The organism is Paenibacillus sp. FSL R5-192, assembly GCF_000517845.1.
In the GTDB taxonomy this organism is placed as follows: Bacteria; Bacillota; Bacilli; order Paenibacillales; family Paenibacillaceae; genus Paenibacillus; species Paenibacillus amylolyticus.
On record NZ_ASPR01000014.1, the window covers coordinates 612,244 to 627,860 of the forward strand.

Consider the following 15,617-nt stretch of genomic DNA (forward strand, 5'->3'; position numbering starts at 1 on the left):
CGTCAACAATTTTCCAAGGGAAATGAAGACCGCACATTTTTCAAACCGAACCCGAATGTGGTACGATAGTCGTATCAATAAACTTACATAGAGAAAAGGTGACTCGTCAAGTGAGAGTGGTATCTGGGAGTGCAAAAGGCAGGCCGCTGAAGGCTGTTCCTGGCACGGGTACGCGGCCGACCACCGACAAGGTGAAGGAAGCGTTATTTAGCATGGTTGGTCCTTATTTTGAGGGCGGCACAGCATTGGATCTGTTTGCAGGCAGTGGAGGTCTCGGTATTGAGGCGCTGAGCCGCGGCATGGACAAGGCTGTTTTTGTTGATTTGGAATCGAAAAGTATTGAAGTCATCCGCATGAATCTGAAGGCAACCAAGCTGGAAGACCAGGCGGCCGTATATCGTAATGATGCAGGTCGAGCATTGAAGGCACTCGCCAAGCGAGGCACAACGTTTGATCTGGTGTTTCTCGACCCGCCATATCGTATGAAGAACGGGCACGAGTTGATGTTAACCATGCACGAACTGGAGCTTCTGGAACCCGAAGCAACCATCGTGCTTGAATATGAATCCAAACATGATTACCCTGAGCAATTCGGCCCGTTTGAACAAACGCGCAAGGCTTTGTATGGGGAGACGGCAGTATCCATCTATTATTATGCGCCAGAAGCAGTTGAAGATGGAGAATCCATTACACCGGAAGAGGAGGCTCCTCATGACTGAAATGATACACCGACAGGAACGAATTGCCGTATATCCTGGAAGTTTTGATCCCGTAACGATGGGGCATCTGGATATTATCGCCAGAGCGTCGAAGCAATTTGATCGCGTCATTGTGGCTGTGTTGAACAATATGAGCAAAAATCCGCTGTTTACGGTGGAGGAACGCAAGGAACTGATTACGGAAGTAACCCGCCATCTACCGAATGTCGAAGTGGACAGTTTCCGCGATCTGACAGCCAATTACGTCCGGCAAAAGGAAGCTCAGGTCATCGTTCGTGGTATACGCTCGGTAACTGATTTTGAATACGAGTTGCAATTGGCGTCGACCAATAGCAAGTTGAACCCGGATGCGGAAACCATATTTATGATGACAAATCCGAAGTATTCCTATTTAAGTTCCAGCATCGTCAAAGAAATCGCTCATTATCATGGAGATGTTACAGATCTTGTCTCACCTGAAGTGGAAGCTGCGCTCCGTCAGAAAATCAGCGAGAAAACCGGCGGTTAAACCAGAAGGTAAGACCTGATAGACTAACCATGACTGCAAGAAGTAACGCAAGACCCATGCATGCAGCAGGGAAGACGCTCCAAATGGTGTTGATCGTGTATGTGTTACCTGGACTATGTATGAGTAGCCAACCAAATGGTGTTGAGAGGTCTTGCTTTGCATTCGTCTGTAATGTGGTCGAGACTTCTGTGCTATAACGGCTGAACGGCATCCATAGGAACAGACTGATGAAAAAGGCGATTAATCCATGAGTCAGACGAACTCCAACAAAGTACAACATCGATTTGCTGCCCGGACCAGTTGTTTTCAAGACAGCAGAGACTTGCAGATGGGAGCATAAACCACCCCATCCCAGAACGGCTGAAAGTAGAGACATGAGCAGCATGGGTGTTAATGAAGTCTGGCTCAAATGATAGGTGCCTAGGTGAATCTCAAAGAAAGCTGGCCACAGCGCAGCAGAGGACCCGGGGGTCAGATAAAGGGAGACCAGCCGGATAAATACGGCAAAACCGATCATGTATCCTCCAGTCATCATTAAGGTCTGCACAGCTTGGGATACAGTGTCACCTAACAGTTTGCCAAATCCTCTTCCATCACGACTATGGGCTTCTTTGGCTGCAATCATCATATCAGACCATATACTGCGTCGTTTGTTCGTAGCATGGTGGGGGGCAGATGAGCGACTTGTGGAACTTGCAGGACTTGCAGGCTGAGAATCAAGAGAGTTCTTATCTGCTTGTAAGGCTGTCGAGCCAACCCTGTTTTTCTGTTTACCCGGTGCTGGCAGGAGACGTGTGGCAAGAATGGCAGCAATCCAGCCGCTGATCCAGTGGACCACGAGTAGAAAATATCCGGCCGCTGGCTGGTGGAGAAAAGCAGCACCAACGACCAGTATGATCATCATTGGATTGGCAAAATGAGATGCCGCCGCAAGGACAACCGCCTGCTTGGCGGTAATTTGTCTATCCTGAAATAAACGGGATACCGCATCTGCTCCTGCGGGGAATCCGCCGCACATGCCAACGGCAATTGCCAGACCTGCGTTGCCTGGGAGTCTAAACCAGCGTTGCATTAACGGTCCGAGCAAGGCGCCGATCGCGTGGGTGAAGCCAAACGCAGTGAGCATTTGGGATAACATGAGGAACGGGAGCATGGCAGGGAAGATGATTTTCCACCATATATCCAGACCTTGAATAGAGGCATCAAACGCTTCTTTGGGGGACGCAACTACCGCAATGACCAACATTAAAGCGCCGGTACTTAGGATTATCGTTCGTAACGGGCCAGAATCTCTAACCTCGCTCTGTAATGTCATCGTTTCACCTCATATCAGATAACGCCGATTTGGCATCTGAATCGTTATGGACGGCCGAATGACGCCCGAAGGGCGGTTCGGCCTTGACCGGACAGGCTATTGTATACAGCGGCCTATCCGGCCTGTACCATTGTATGCACAAGGACCAGAGTGTTAGACTTGAAAAAATGATTAAACAAGATGGAATTACGATCGCTGATTAGTGTAGAGTTCAGCTTATATAGAGATACAAAGAACGGAGGCTCATGCGATGAATCGGATTCGGAAATCTGGCGGATTCAGAGCTTCGATCTTTGTGATCGTGGTGGCTCTGGTCGTCTATGTTGCCGTGTACATGCCAACGCCGTATATCATATATATGCCTGGCAGTGCAGATGAAGTAAAACCAATGGTAACCGTTAAGGGTGGAGACCAGGAAGAACACGGTGTGTTCATGATGACAACCGTGTCGGCAACATATGCCAACGTGTTTTTGCTAGGAACCTCTCTGTTCAATAAAAATGCTCAAGTGGATAAAAAGGAAGACCGACTGCGCGGCAAAAGCGAAGCGGAATACTCTGCCGAACAGGTGTGGTTCATGAGTGACTCACAATCCTCCGCAATGGAGGCTGCATATGAGCAGGCTGGTGTGACTTACTCTATTGTACCTGAACATATCTTTGTATTTGGACTGTCTGAAGATCCAAAACCGGAAGGAGACATTGCTCCGGGAGATATCATTCTGGGAGTGAACGGAACAGCTACGCCGGATAATACGGTGCTTTCTGCCCAGTTAAAAGATAAAAAGGTCGGAGATACGGTTGAAATGCAACTGGAACGTGGAGGAGAGACCATTAGCCGGGACGTGAAACTGATTCAGGTAAAAGACAATAAAACAGGTGAAATCCGCCCGGGACTTGGAGTAATGATTGGTACGGTTCAGAAGGTGAAAGCTGAAGAGCCGGACAAACAGATCTCCTTTACCGATACTCAGGTTGGTGGTCCGTCTGCCGGTTTGATGTTTACGTTGGAGATCTATAACCAGTTAACACCTGGAGATCTGACCAAGGGGCATCGAATTGCGGGTACAGGTACCATTACCAAGGAGGGTGTGGTGGGTGCCATTGGTGGTGTAGTACACAAGATTGTAGCCGCTGATCGAAAAGAAGCGGAGATCTTCTTTGTACCGAAGGATAACTATAAGGAAGCAGCAGCCAAGGCTGAACAGATCGGTACCAAAATGAAACTTGTGCCTGTGAGCACGGTGGATGATGCGCTGGCTTATTTGAAAACCTTGTCCGTGAAATCATAGGTTATAATCGGGCGGGAAGAGATCGAGCCAACGTTGAACCGGATGGATAAAGAACGGATAAAATCGGAATAATTGATTACAGTGGAATGAAGTGTGATCAAGAGATTTGAGAAGATCAACAGACTCACTAGACTCAAAGGGATTAAAATAACCAAAAGAATTAAGAGAACAAGAACTAAGAGAACAAGAGAAGAGAATAAGAGAAGTGAATAAGGAAATCCCCTTGTTGCGAGGTGCCTGAGCGGCGCGCAGCAAGGGGATATTTCAATTGTATAGTTGAGTGTGGAATAGTGGATATCAATGATCTGTTTGATGATGGAATAAAAAGCTCTATAGAGATGAAGCCTTATGGTCAAAAGCGGATTACAGTCTCACAGGCGACTCATAGTAGTCACTGAACATCTTGCGTGTGTCCCTGTGCTCGCAAGCGAGCCCATACGCAACCTGAGCTTGTATATCCAGTTCAAGTTGATTGTGTGTGAACGTCGACGGTTTCAGCACAACAGGCAGTGAGGCGGTTTTCTTCATTTGTTTAAGCAGGCTCTGCCCTTGAGCATTAAATCCGAGAACACGGAGATATCCGGGTCCGGTAGCCAATTGCTCTGGTGAACACTCGGCTTTGGTGTGATTCAGGAGCAAGTGGGCTAGCATACGCTGGAGTTTGGTGCGTGTGTATCGTTTGGTCTTCAGTGCATTCAGGAGTGCTTCGACTGAAGGCTCCGGGAGCTGAGCGAGTGCACGGCTCAGCCGGTGTTCCAGGCCTTCCGTGACTTCGGCGATGCGTTCCAGCTCGGAGGCACGGCGGGTGGCCGCAAGGTGCAACAGCGGCTGTGCAAAGCGCTCCCAGTGTATGGGAGCGCGCCCTTCCTGCCATTCGCGATGCAGAATGGCAAGGGTTGCCGCCGGCACGTATGGCGCGGCGGCGTCAGGTCCGTCCGCCATCAGAAGGCGGCGGACGGCTGTTGCACTGGCGATCGCCCCCGGCCCGGGCGTCGCCTCATGATACGCGGCACCGGTACGCGCCGCCGTATAGGGCTGGATCGCGCTGCCAAGTCGTTGCAGCGCGATCAGGTAGTGCAGCCCAAGCGAATTGTTGGGCTGCTCCAGCAGTGCAGCGGCGTCGTGAGCATCGACGCCGCCGGGCGCCAGCGCTGCCGCCGCGCCTGCGTACGCGGCGGGGTAGCTGGCGCCTTCTCGCAGGCGGCGCGCGATGTCCTCGCGCATCCCTGCGGGCTCCACAGCCAGCACGCGCGCAATGCGCTGCAGGCTGTCCAGGTCGCCGGACTCGCTGCCAAAGCAGAGCGAGTCCACAACGCCGGTGCGGTGCAGCAGCGATACCGCACCGAAGGCAAACCACTCTGCCGGTTGGACCGCGTACGCAACCGGCAGTTCAAGCACGAGATCCGCGCCTGCGTGCAGCGCCATCTCGGTGCGTGCCCTTTTACCCACGATGGCGGGTTCGCCACGCTGGAGAAAAGGGCCGCTCATGACCGCAACAACGGCGTCTGCGCCGCTTAGCCGCCGTGCTTCCTGCAAATGATAGACATGCCCATTGTGCAAGGGGTTATATTCAACAATGACGCCTACGGCTTTCATGATTAGACGTACTCCTTTCGATTGGATAACCGAGTATGTATAACATCCATTCCATCATAGGGGATGTCATGTATTAGATCAAATCATGCACCAATTTAGACAAGAAAAAGGCACAATTCCAACATCAGCAGATGTCAGACTGTGCCTGCAAATCTATTGTATATTACAGATTTTCGATATTCGGAGAACGGCTTCTTCAACTTAATAAATCAGCACGCTTTAGACACTTTCCGGCGCGGGAGATAGACTTGCTTTTGGCCCAAAAAATTCATAATGAATGTTGTCCGCGGCAACACCAAGCGCCTGAAGTTCCGTATACACTGCCCGCATGAACGAAACCGGTCCACACAGATAATACGTGGAATCCAGTTCATCAATCACTTGACGAAGCCAGATCGCATCTATATAACCTTCCTTATGAAAATACTCATTTTCACGATCAGCATCCTCAGGTTGAGTATAACAATAATAAGCTTTAACGCCCTGATTACGTTTGGCCAGACTGTTCACATGATCACGGAACGCGTGCGATTGACCATTGGGACTTGCATGCAAAAATGTAATGATGCGATTTTCATTCAAGTTAACCAGCGTATTTAACATACTGATCATGGGCGTTAGACCGACACCACCACTCAGGAGAACAACAGGTCGTTTATCGTCTGCATTCAGCGTGAAGTCGCCAGCAGGAGCGGATAGTTCCACCAGACTGCCTTCTTTAATGTGATCGTGGAGATACGTAGAGATAACTCCGTCAGGACGCTCTAATACACCTCGCTCACGCTTAACGGAAATGCGATAGTGGGGTTTACCCGGGGTATCTGAAAGGCTATACTGACGAATCTGGGTAAATGACTGTGCCTCTGGTTTGATTTTGATACTGATGTATTATCCCGGTTCATAACTAGCAATGGGCTGGCCATCGTCTGGAACGAGGTAAAAGGACGTGATGATTTCACTTTCCTGCACTTTCTTGGCAACCTTGAAGGTACGGAACCCTTCCCAGCCACCCGTTTGGTTTTCCGCTTCCGTATACATATCCTGTTCAATCCCGATAAAGGCGTCTGCAATGACATTATAGGCTTCGCCCCACGCCGTGATAATTTCATCCGTTGCCGCGTCTCCAAGTACATCTTTGATGGCTTGAAGCAGATAGGTGCCAACAATCACATATTGCTCGGGAACGATACCCAGGCTGCGATGTTTATGTGCAACTTGCCGGACGGCAGGCAGGATGGAGGACAGATTATCGATATGCAGGGCAGCGGTGTATACCATATTGGCGAGGGCGGCTTGCTGTCGTCCCTGTTTCTGATTTGCGTGATTGAAAATATTCAGTAGTTCCGGATGAGCTGTGAACATCGTTTCATAGAAATGGCGTGTGATCGCTTCGCCGTGGACTTCAAGTACAGGTACTGTAGATTTAATGACTCTAATGGTGTGCTCGCTTAACATACATTTTCCCTCCCGATATAATATGAAATAGTTGGATAATAAATCGGTCATGGAGCTGATCATGCTTCGGTTTATAGCAAGTATAGATAGGGAGCAAGCGGGTCTGTGTGACATAGATCACACCAAACGTTAACGAAATGTGACCGCTATTTGCAAGGAACTACAATTAAAATGACGACTTGTAGTTTATCTTAAAGTGAGTCTATAATAGACCAGATGGAGTAAACGGTTCTGGGCCATTGGTTTTAAAATAGGGTGTAAAGTTAAAAGTGTTGACAAACGTCTTGAAAAATCGGTATAATGATTTTTGTTTGTTAAGTCAATTTCATAATACTTTTAACGAAGATTCGTCAGAATACATACAGTCAGGATTTATTGCTTTACAAAAGCAGGCTTGACCTGTATAACTGTCGTGATACGTTTGATACGAATTATGAAATTGGTTTCGTTTGGAGTGATGGAAATGTTAATGCCATTTCGCAAAGTGGCTACCAGTGATGGTCCCCTGAAGTTTAACGAACAGTGGGAGATCAAGGAACTGGTTTCTAACCGACAAGATATCACAGCCGTTACCCCGCTGACTGCGGACTTATCTGCAGAATTCAGAGAAGGTGACGTTGTGGATGTTCATGGCAAGCTGACTGTAGGAGTGGACATGTTGTGCTCCCGTTGTCTTAAGCCGATCAATGAACATTTTCATATTGATTTTCATGAGCAATTCAAGCAGGGAAAACAGCCAGAGGGATTACACGAAGACGATGATACGCTCTATGTGGATGGAGATAGCGTTGATCTGAAGGGTTATGCCGAGGAAGCTTTTCTGCTGGATCTTCCGTTTATACCGCTATGTAGCGATACATGCAAAGGGTTATGCCCCAAGTGTGGCCATGAGCTGAACGAAGGTGACTGCGGTTGTGATAACGAGGTTATTGATCCGCGGCTTGCAGGGCTCAAGGATTTTTTTAAATGAGCATGATTGAAAATCGAACATTTTAAGACTACCTGCAAAGGTTGATTTTGATAAGGAGGTGGGAATAATGGCAGTACCTCAACGGAGAACGTCCAAGACGCGTCGCGACAAACGTCGCACTCACTTTAAATTGGCTGTACCGGGCATGGTGAAATGTGAACAATGTGGCGAACTTAAACTTAGTCACCACGTGTGCAAAGTGTGCGGAACGTACAAAGCAAGAGAGATCATCTCTCAATAATAGTTGGACATTAAGTAGCACTTCATTTCGATGAGGTGCTACTTTTTTTGGATTAGAGAGTGTAGGTAGAGTGAGCTAACAAGCATGAAATCCTTGCACCAGAAGGGTGAATTGTTTTTGTTAGGCCAGTCTTTCTTTTTGACACGGGATGAGATATACTATAGTTTAGTACCAGGTTCTAAGATTTGACGTTACATATAGATGAACCATAATCCGTTTGAGAACGACCCTGGTGACCAGGGATGCAACTATAGAAGCAACACGAAAGAATGGTTGAACTGGCCGGACGGGACGGTTCCGTAAACGATACAGCGGGGGGTGTCAGGCATCGAACGTGTACCGAAGAGACAGAGGCAACAGCAGTTAACCAGAATGATAGAAGAGAACCCGTTTGTGACGGATCAGGAACTTACACGCCAATTGAAGGTGAGTATTCAGACGATTCGTCTTGACAGGCTGGAACTTGGAATACCCGAACTTCGGGAGCGGATGAAACTGATGGCAGAGCTCTCGTATGATCAGGTACGCTCGTTGCCCTTGCATGAAATTATCGGTGATATTGTGGATCTGCAACTGGATAAGAGCGGGATTTCCCTGTTTGAGATTAAGGAAGAACACGTGTTTTCCAGAACAGGGATTGCACGTGGACACTATGTCTTTGCACAGGCCAACTCCTTGGCTGTAGCGATTATTAATGACGAGATCGCGTTGACTGCATCAGCAGACATTCGCTTTGTCCGTTCGGTTCATTTGGGAGAGAAATGTATTGCAAAGGCTTATGTGAGATCGATCCCGGGTCAAAAGGGCAAAGCCAAAGTGGAAGTATTCACTTATGTAGGTGAAGAAATGGTGTTTCAAGGCAACTTTGTAATCTACCATTCAGGTGGAGAAGACAGCGGAGAAGGAGGTCATTTGGAATGAAAATCGTCATTGATGCCATGGGAGGCGACAATGCACCTGCATCAACGGTAGAAGGTGCGATTGCCGCAGCCACGGAATGGGCGGATACACAGATCGTCCTGATCGGCGATGAAGCCAAGCTGGAACCTCTTTTGAGTCAGTCAGGTGTTAGACCTGCCAACCTTACGGTCCGGCATGCTTCCGAAGTTATTGGTTCGGATGATGAACCCGTCAAAGCAGTGCGTCGCAAAAAGGATGCCTCCATGGTGGTGGCAGGCCGCATGCTGAAAGAGGGCGAAGCGGACGCGATGATCTCGGCGGGCAATACTGGAGCGCTCATGACAGCGGGTTTGCTTGTTGTAGGTCGCATGGAAGGCATTGAACGTCCGGCGCTTGCGCCTATGATTCCAACGATTGATGATGTAGGTGTACTTGCGCTGGATCTAGGAGCGAATATGGATGCCAAACCGGAGCACCTTGCACAATATGGTCTGATGGGCAGTTTGTATCGGCAAAAAGTACAGGGCATTGAGTCCCCACGAGTGGGCTTGCTCAATGTAGGAACAGAGCCAGGCAAGGGAAATGAGTTAACCAAACATGCATACCCTTTACTGGAACAACTCCCAATTCGTTTTGTCGGTAATGTTGAGGCACGTGATGTGCTGACTGGTGCTTGTGATGTGCTTGTATGTGACGGTTTTGCAGGGAATATCCTGCTGAAGTCGCTGGAAGGCACAGCAGGTGCTATTTTCGCCTTGCTTAAGGAACAATTTTCATCTTCTCTCAAAAGTAAACTGGCTGCAGCTGTACTAATGCCTGAGCTGCGTGGGTTGAAACGAAAGCTGGATTATACGGAGCATGGCGGAGCGCCACTCCTCGGTTTGAGCAGACTAGTTGTGAAAAGTCATGGATCTGCTGATGGCAATGCCATCAAAAATGCTGTGCGCCAAGCTCGGATTGCAGTGCAGAATCAGCTGGTAGAGAGCATATCTAAGGAAATTAGCGGGAAGTGAGTGACGATATGAATAATTTGCGCCCAGTAGGGATTATTGGTACAGGGAAATATGTGCCTGAGAAAATTTTGACAAATAGCGATCTGGAGAAAATGGTCGATACCAATGACGAGTGGATCGTCAGTCGTACAGGAATCAAAGAGCGTCACATCGCTGCACCCGATCAGGCAACTTCTGATCTGGCATACGAAGCGGCGATTAAAGCCCTTGAATCTGCAGGGATGACAGGCAGTGATCTTGATCTGATCATTGTTGCAACCATTACACCGGATTCTTCGTTCCCATCGACAGCCTGCATCTTGCAGGACAAATTGGGTGCAAAAGGTGCCGCGGCATTTGATCTGTCGGCTGCTTGTTCCGGATTTGTATACGGTTTGGCTAGTGCTACGAGCTTCATCCAAAGCGGTATGTACAACAATGCACTTGTAATTGGTGCGGACTGCTTGTCTCGTATTACGGATTATACAGACCGTAACACTTGTGTCCTCTTTGGTGATGGAGCAGGGGCGGTAGTCGTTGGTGAAGTTCCGGAAGGTCGCGGATTCAAAGCGTTCGATCTCGGTGCCGAAGGTGCTGGCGGTAGTCTTCTTCAGATGGAAGGCGGCGGTTCCCGTCTGCCTGCTACTGCAGAGACCGTTGAAAATAAAAAACATTACATCAACATGAACGGTCGTGAAGTGTTTAAGTTTGCGGTACGTGTCATGGGGACGGCTACCATTGAGGTATTACGCAAGGCTGGTATGGAGCGTACGGATGTGGATCTGTTTGTTCCTCACCAAGCGAATATTCGGATTATCCAATCTGCGATGCAACGACTTGAACTTCCTGAAGAAAAGGTTGTAGTTAACGTGGATAAGTATGCAAACACATCTGCTGCTTCCATCCCGCTGGCTCTGGTAGAAGCAGCAGAGGAAGGTCGCATGAAAGCCGGAGATACCGTTCTTATGGTTGGATTCGGTGGCGGTTTGACATGGGGTGCATCGGTACTCGTTTGGTAAAATAGACATCTGGGAGATGAATGAGATGGGTAAAATAGCATTTGTATTTCCCGGACAGGGATCACAGGCTGTAGGCATGGCCAAGGACGCGTATGAGTCCGTGCCTGCGGCAACTGAAATTTTTCGCACAGCAGATGAAACATTGGGTTTCTCGCTGAGTAACCTTGTATTTGAAGGACCGGAGACCGAGTTGAAACAGACATCAAATACACAACCGGCTCTGTTGACAGCAAGTATTGCCTTGCTTGAAGCTTTCAAAGAAAAAGGAATTCAGCCTGACTATACGGCTGGACACAGTCTGGGAGAATACAGTGCACTGGTGGCAGCGGGCGTTCTTTCGTTTGCTGACGCAGTGAGCACTGTGCGGGCACGTGGTCAGTATATGGAACAGGCAGTACCGGGTGGACAAGGAGCGATGGCTGCTGTGTTGGGTGCGGATCGGGAAGCGCTGGGGGTGCTTTGCCGTGACGTATCTGAAAGTGGTCATGCGGTTGAACTTGCCAACATTAATTGTCCGGGACAAATCGTCATTTCTGGTGTGAAGGAAGGCGTAGCTGCTGTTGCGGAACGAGTGAAAGAAGCAGGCGGTAAACGCGCCATTGCATTGGAAGTAAGCGGTCCGTTCCACTCTTCATTGATGAAGGGTGCGGCTGAGAAGCTGGCAGAGAAACTGAAAACCGTTACGTTCTCACCGGCATCGGTCCCTGTAGTCGCTAATGTGACTGCAAGACCTGCAGAGGATGGACAGGTTCAGGATTTGTTGACAGCTCAGGTCTATTCTCCTGTATTATGGGAAGACAGTGTGACATGGCTTATTGAGCAAGGTGTGGATACGTTCATCGAGATTGGATCTGGCAGTGTATTGACTGGTTTGATTAAAAAAACAGATAAAACCGTAAAACTGTACAATGTGAACAGTCTTGAAACGCTCGAAGCAACGGCAAGTGAATTAGAAGGAATTATATGAGTTAAACTAAACTTTTTACACGAGAACGGAGAGGACAGAAAAAAACTGAAGAAGCGGAGCGTTCGCCTAAAAGCTTTCTGAAAGAAAGCTACATCGGAAGCATACGCTATCACCGGATTTTCCCTTTATAAAAGGGAATCAAAAAAATCTGGGGATAACAGCGATCGGAAGTTTATTCTGTCATCGGAGTGGCAAGTGTAAACATTCTTTGGTTGAACTGATATAGATTTGGGGAAAGGAGGAATGATTATGTCTAAACCATTAGAAGGTAAAAATGCACTCGTTACCGGGGCATCCCGGGGCATTGGGCGCAGTATTGCACTGGCACTTGCAGAAGCTGGAGCGAACGTAGCCGTGAATTATGCGGGTAGCCAAGCGGCAGCTGAGGAAGTAGCGGAAGCGATTCGTGCCAAAGGAGTCAAGGCGATTACACTTCAAGCCAATGTTGGCCTGATGGATGAAGCTGAACAAATGGTCAAAGCTACACTCGAAGCATGGGGCAACGTTGATATTCTGGTGAACAATGCTGGAATTACCCGTGATAATCTGATCATGCGTATGAAAGAGGAAGAATTCGATCAGGTTATTGAAACCAATCTCAAAGGTGTGTTTAACTGCCTTAAGGCGGTTACACGTCCAATGATGAAACAACGGTCGGGAAGAATTATCAATATCTCCTCGGTTGTAGGTGTGCTCGGTAATGCTGGACAAGCGAACTATGTTGCTGCCAAGGCAGGAGTCATTGGCCTGACAAAGGCATCTGCTCGTGAACTGGCTTCTCGTGGAATCACAGTTAACTGTGTTGCACCAGGTTTCATTGAGACAGATATGACAAAAGAGTTGTCCCAGGAGCTGGTGGACGGTATGCTAAGTGGTATTCCGTTGTCCCGTTTGGGTCAGCCGGATGAAATCGCGGGTGTAGTCACGTTCTTGGCTTCACAGGCTTCATCTTATATGACAGGGCAGACGCTGCATGTCGATGGTGGCATGTACATGTAATTCTTCCCGGACTTGAACAATAGTCGGGGAACAGGCGCTGGACGATCCGAAATGCCGGAAAAAGGCCGGGTTCCCCGGCCGGGAGCCGCATATGTCTTCTATGGCATTTTGCCTGCGATTCTCGTATAATACCAAAGAAGGAGGTGAACCGGATGTCCGATGTATTGGAGCGTGTAAAACGCATCGTCGTCGACCGCTTGGGCGCAGACGAAGCTGAAGTTACACTTGAAGCATCTTTCAAAGAAGATTTGGGTGCTGATTCTTTGGATGTAGTGGAATTGGTCATGGAATTGGAAGATGAATTTGATTTGGAAATCTCTGATGAAGATGCAGAAAAAATCACGACCGTAGGTGAAGTTGTAAACTACATACAATCTCATACCTAAAGTCATTTTTAGTCCCGCACATGTTTTCGAACAGGCGGGACTTCTCATCATTCATTGGTTTTTCTCATTCCGCAAGCAGCTCTACTCAAGCAAGCCTATCTTGGTTGAGTAGATGTCTGTTTGCGGATATTCCCACAAAATACTTGCGTAATGCAGTCGATATAGAGGTGACTCGGTTTGAAACAAAGAGTAGTAATTACCGGAATGGGCGTAATGACATCGCTCGGAAAAGATTTGGAAACGTTCTGGGGCAGTTTAATGGCAGGAAAGTCCGGAATTTCTCAGATTGAGGCGTTTGATGTTAGTGAATACACGACACAGATTGCAGCCGAGATCAAGGATTTCAACCCGGAAGAATATATGGATCGCAAGGATGCTCGCAAAATGGACCGTTTTGTACAGTTCGCTGTGGCAGCCGGCTTCAAAGCCGTTGAAGACAGTGGTCTGAAAATTAACGAGAATATTGATGCAGAGCGTTTCGGTGTATCCATCGGATCAGGTATTGGTGGATTGGGTACGTGGGAGGACCAACATAATGCATTATTGCAAAAAGGTCCAAAACGGGTAAGCCCATTCTTTATTCCCATGATGATCTCCAACATGGCTTCAGGCCAAATGTCCATTTCTCTTGGTGCCAAAGGTCCTAACATTAACGTTGTTACCGCTTGTGCAACAGGTACACACTCCATCGGAGATTCCTTCAAGCTGATTGCCAATGGTGATGCAGATGCCATGATCTGTGGTGGTGCGGAAGCAACAATCAGACCAACGGGTCTTGCAGGGTTCTGTGCGATGCGCGCAATGTCTACACGTAATGATGATCCTGCGAAGTCAAGCCGTCCTTTTGATACAGAACGTGATGGTTTTGTTATGGGCGAAGGCGCTGGTGTTATGATTCTGGAATCCCTGGAGCATGCTCAAAAACGTGGTGCACGCATTTATGGTGAAGTGATCGGTTACGGTCTGACAGGTGATGCACATCACATGACAGAACCAGATCCGGACGGAGCAGCACGTTGCATGAAGATGGCACTTCGTAATGCGGGCATTGAGCCTGAAGAAGTGGACTACATTAATGCACACGGAACTTCGACGCCTGTAGGCGACAGATCCGAAACGCTTGCGATCAAAAAGGCGTTTGGTGATCATGCGTACAAGCTCGCCGTGAGTTCCACTAAATCCATGACGGGCCACATGCTTGGCGCTGCTGGTGGTGTAGAAGCGGTTATCTGCGGATTGTCACTGACACATCAGACACTGGCTCCAACGATTAACCTGGAAAATCAGGACCCGGAATGTGATCTGGATTATGTACCAAATGTTCCACGTCAAACCAAAGTTAATATTGCCATGTCCAATTCATTTGGATTCGGCGGTCACAATGCCACCATTATTCTCAAAAAATTTGAAGCATAAGGGGCTAGTTCGTTTGAGTGAAGATCTGAAGCAGTTACAACATAAACTTCAAATCAAATTTGACAACAGGCAGCTTTTAAAACAAGCGTTTACCCATGCTTCTTATGTAAACGAACACCGGTTCAGTCAGCATCAGGACAACGAGCGTCTGGAATTTCTGGGCGATGCCGTGCTGGAACTGACTGTATCGGAGTACTTGTATCATTTGTATCCTAACCGTCCGGAAGGTGAATTAACTAAGCTGCGGGCATCCATTGTCTGTGAGCCTTCCCTCGTCAAATTTGCTGAAGCGTTGGGTTTTGGGCAGTATGTACTTCTTGGTAAAGGTGAGGAACTAACTGGAGGACGGACACGGCCGGCTCTGCTGGCAGATGTGTTTGAATCTTTCATTGGTGCATTGTATCTGGATCAGGGGCTTGCGCCTGTTCGGACATTTCTTGATCAGCATGTCTTCCCATTAATCGTATTGGGCAGCAAGCTGCAAATGAGTGATTACAAAACGGAACTGCAGGAACTTACTCAGCATCACAATATGGGAGCTTTGGAATACCGTATCGTTGAGGAACGGGGACCTGCCCATGAACGTGAGTTTGTCTCGGAGGTCCATATGGGTCAAGAAAGACTTGGCAGAGGTACAGGACGTTCCAAAAAGGAAGCGGAACAACAGGCTGCATCTGCAGCACTTGATCGACTGAAGCTTCCGGAAGCCGGAGCTTAACCGATAGCGCATAGACAAACGAAGAGCAAAGAGCAGCCCGCGGGTCCGCCCCGGCGGAAGTAATCGGCCGGACTGCTTTTTGCTCTTTTTTTTGTAAAGAGGTTCAGGAGAAGGTTCCTGATCGT

General features: G+C 48.4%; 15 protein-coding genes and 1 pseudogene. 13 read left to right on the forward strand and 3 right to left on the reverse strand.

Annotated elements, in window-relative coordinates:
- Window positions 1-110 precede the first annotated feature (110 nt).
- Both rsmD and coaD read left to right on the forward strand, forming a co-directional pair.
- A complete protein-coding gene (gene rsmD, locus C161_RS11070; RefSeq protein ID WP_036609474.1) occupies window positions 111-719 on the forward strand; it encodes a 16S rRNA (guanine(966)-N(2))-methyltransferase RsmD in 609 nt (202 codons plus the stop codon).
- A gap of 1 nt (window position 720) precedes the next feature.
- Window positions 721-1,227, forward strand: a complete 507-nt coding sequence (coaD, locus tag C161_RS11075) for a pantetheine-phosphate adenylyltransferase (protein ID WP_085981453.1) — start codon at window positions 721-723, stop codon at window positions 1,225-1,227.
- Here the strand turns inward: coaD and C161_RS11080 are convergent.
- On the reverse strand, window positions 1,205-2,542 hold the full coding sequence (locus C161_RS11080; protein WP_036670331.1) for a nucleoside recognition domain-containing protein: 1,338 nt from the start codon (window positions 2,540-2,542) through the stop codon (window positions 1,205-1,207). The two genes, coaD and C161_RS11080, sit on opposite strands and share 23 nt — an antisense overlap.
- 250 nt (window positions 2,543-2,792) lie before the next feature.
- On the opposite strand from C161_RS11080, the gene C161_RS11085 reads away from it, so the two are divergent.
- On the forward strand, window positions 2,793-3,833 hold the full coding sequence (locus tag C161_RS11085; protein WP_036670333.1) for a SepM family pheromone-processing serine protease: 1,041 nt from the start codon (window positions 2,793-2,795) through the stop codon (window positions 3,831-3,833).
- Between the two features lie 363 nt (window positions 3,834-4,196).
- On the opposite strand, the gene C161_RS11090 is transcribed toward C161_RS11085, so the two are convergent.
- Window positions 4,197-5,429, reverse strand: a complete 1,233-nt coding sequence (locus tag C161_RS11090) for a nucleotidyltransferase (protein WP_036670334.1) — start codon at window positions 5,427-5,429, stop codon at window positions 4,197-4,199.
- A gap of 219 nt (window positions 5,430-5,648) precedes the next feature.
- Window positions 5,649-6,884: pseudogene (gene hmpA, locus C161_RS11095) on the reverse strand (NO-inducible flavohemoprotein).
- Between the two features lie 463 nt (window positions 6,885-7,347).
- Between hmpA and C161_RS11100 the strand changes: the two are divergent.
- The 10 genes from C161_RS11100 (at window position 7,348) to rnc (ending at window position 15,492) form a co-directional block, all read left to right on the forward strand.
- Window positions 7,348-7,854, forward strand: coding sequence for a YceD family protein (locus C161_RS11100; RefSeq protein WP_036609465.1), 507 nt, complete (start codon window positions 7,348-7,350; stop codon window positions 7,852-7,854).
- A 67-nt stretch (window positions 7,855-7,921) separates the two neighbouring features.
- Window positions 7,922-8,095, forward strand: a complete 174-nt coding sequence (gene rpmF, locus C161_RS11105; RefSeq protein WP_017689233.1) for a 50S ribosomal protein L32 — start codon at window positions 7,922-7,924, stop codon at window positions 8,093-8,095.
- Window positions 8,096-8,467: 372 nt separating this feature from the next.
- Window positions 8,468-9,016 carry a transcription factor FapR gene (gene fapR, locus C161_RS11110; protein ID WP_047842457.1) on the forward strand — a complete coding sequence of 183 codons (549 nt, stop codon included), beginning with the start codon at window positions 8,468-8,470 and terminating at the stop codon, window positions 9,014-9,016.
- Complete coding sequence (gene plsX / locus C161_RS11115) at window positions 9,013-10,008, forward strand: phosphate acyltransferase PlsX (RefSeq protein ID WP_017689231.1); 996 nt, start codon at window positions 9,013-9,015, stop codon at window positions 10,006-10,008. The genes fapR and plsX overlap by 4 nt, the downstream gene beginning before the upstream one ends.
- A gap of 8 nt (window positions 10,009-10,016) precedes the next feature.
- Complete coding sequence (locus tag C161_RS11120; RefSeq protein WP_036610885.1) at window positions 10,017-11,006, forward strand: beta-ketoacyl-ACP synthase III; 990 nt, start codon at window positions 10,017-10,019, stop codon at window positions 11,004-11,006.
- 25 nt (window positions 11,007-11,031) lie between these two features.
- The gene (gene fabD, locus C161_RS11125; RefSeq protein ID WP_036609461.1) at window positions 11,032-11,973 is read left to right on the forward strand and encodes an ACP S-malonyltransferase; all 942 of its coding nucleotides are present in this window, start codon (window positions 11,032-11,034) and stop codon (window positions 11,971-11,973) included.
- Window positions 11,974-12,222: 249 nt separating this feature from the next.
- Window positions 12,223-12,972 carry a 3-oxoacyl-[acyl-carrier-protein] reductase gene (gene fabG, locus C161_RS11130; RefSeq protein ID WP_017689228.1) on the forward strand — a complete coding sequence of 250 codons (750 nt, stop codon included), beginning with the start codon at window positions 12,223-12,225 and terminating at the stop codon, window positions 12,970-12,972.
- Between the two features lie 152 nt (window positions 12,973-13,124).
- Window positions 13,125-13,358 (forward strand): acyl carrier protein, encoded by a 234-nt coding sequence (gene acpP, locus C161_RS11135; RefSeq protein ID WP_024630176.1) that lies wholly within the window; start codon window positions 13,125-13,127, stop codon window positions 13,356-13,358.
- Window positions 13,359-13,535: 177 nt separating this feature from the next.
- On the forward strand, window positions 13,536-14,774 hold the full coding sequence (fabF, locus tag C161_RS11140) for a beta-ketoacyl-ACP synthase II (protein WP_036609459.1): 1,239 nt from the start codon (window positions 13,536-13,538) through the stop codon (window positions 14,772-14,774).
- A gap of 13 nt (window positions 14,775-14,787) precedes the next feature.
- Window positions 14,788-15,492, forward strand: coding sequence for a ribonuclease III (gene rnc, locus C161_RS11145; RefSeq protein WP_036670338.1), 705 nt, complete (start codon window positions 14,788-14,790; stop codon window positions 15,490-15,492).
- The last annotated feature ends 125 nt before the right edge of the window (window positions 15,493-15,617 follow it).

What these genes read in the sequence shown, in the direction of transcription:
- rpmF (WP_017689233.1), top strand. Translation starts at nt 7,922, where the DNA reads ATGGCAGTACCTCAACGGAGAACGTCCAAGACGCGTCGCGACAAACGT.
- C161_RS11090 (WP_036670334.1), bottom strand. Translation starts at nt 5,429, where the DNA reads ATGAAAGCCGTAGGCGTCATTGTTGAATATAACCCCTTGCACAATGGG.
- C161_RS11080 (WP_036670331.1), bottom strand. Translation starts at nt 2,542, where the DNA reads ATGACATTACAGAGCGAGGTTAGAGATTCTGGCCCGTTACGAACGATA.
- C161_RS11085 (WP_036670333.1), top strand. Translation starts at nt 2,793, where the DNA reads ATGAATCGGATTCGGAAATCTGGCGGATTCAGAGCTTCGATCTTTGTG.
- C161_RS11120 (WP_036610885.1), top strand. Translation starts at nt 10,017, where the DNA reads ATGAATAATTTGCGCCCAGTAGGGATTATTGGTACAGGGAAATATGTG.
- fabD (WP_036609461.1), top strand. Translation starts at nt 11,032, where the DNA reads ATGGGTAAAATAGCATTTGTATTTCCCGGACAGGGATCACAGGCTGTA.
- fabG (WP_017689228.1), top strand. Translation starts at nt 12,223, where the DNA reads ATGTCTAAACCATTAGAAGGTAAAAATGCACTCGTTACCGGGGCATCC.
- C161_RS11100 (WP_036609465.1), top strand. Translation starts at nt 7,348, where the DNA reads ATGTTAATGCCATTTCGCAAAGTGGCTACCAGTGATGGTCCCCTGAAG.
- acpP (WP_024630176.1), top strand. Translation starts at nt 13,125, where the DNA reads ATGTCCGATGTATTGGAGCGTGTAAAACGCATCGTCGTCGACCGCTTG.
- fapR (WP_047842457.1), top strand. Translation starts at nt 8,468, where the DNA reads ATGATAGAAGAGAACCCGTTTGTGACGGATCAGGAACTTACACGCCAA.
- plsX (WP_017689231.1), top strand. Translation starts at nt 9,013, where the DNA reads ATGAAAATCGTCATTGATGCCATGGGAGGCGACAATGCACCTGCATCA.
- coaD (WP_085981453.1), top strand. Translation starts at nt 721, where the DNA reads ATGATACACCGACAGGAACGAATTGCCGTATATCCTGGAAGTTTTGAT.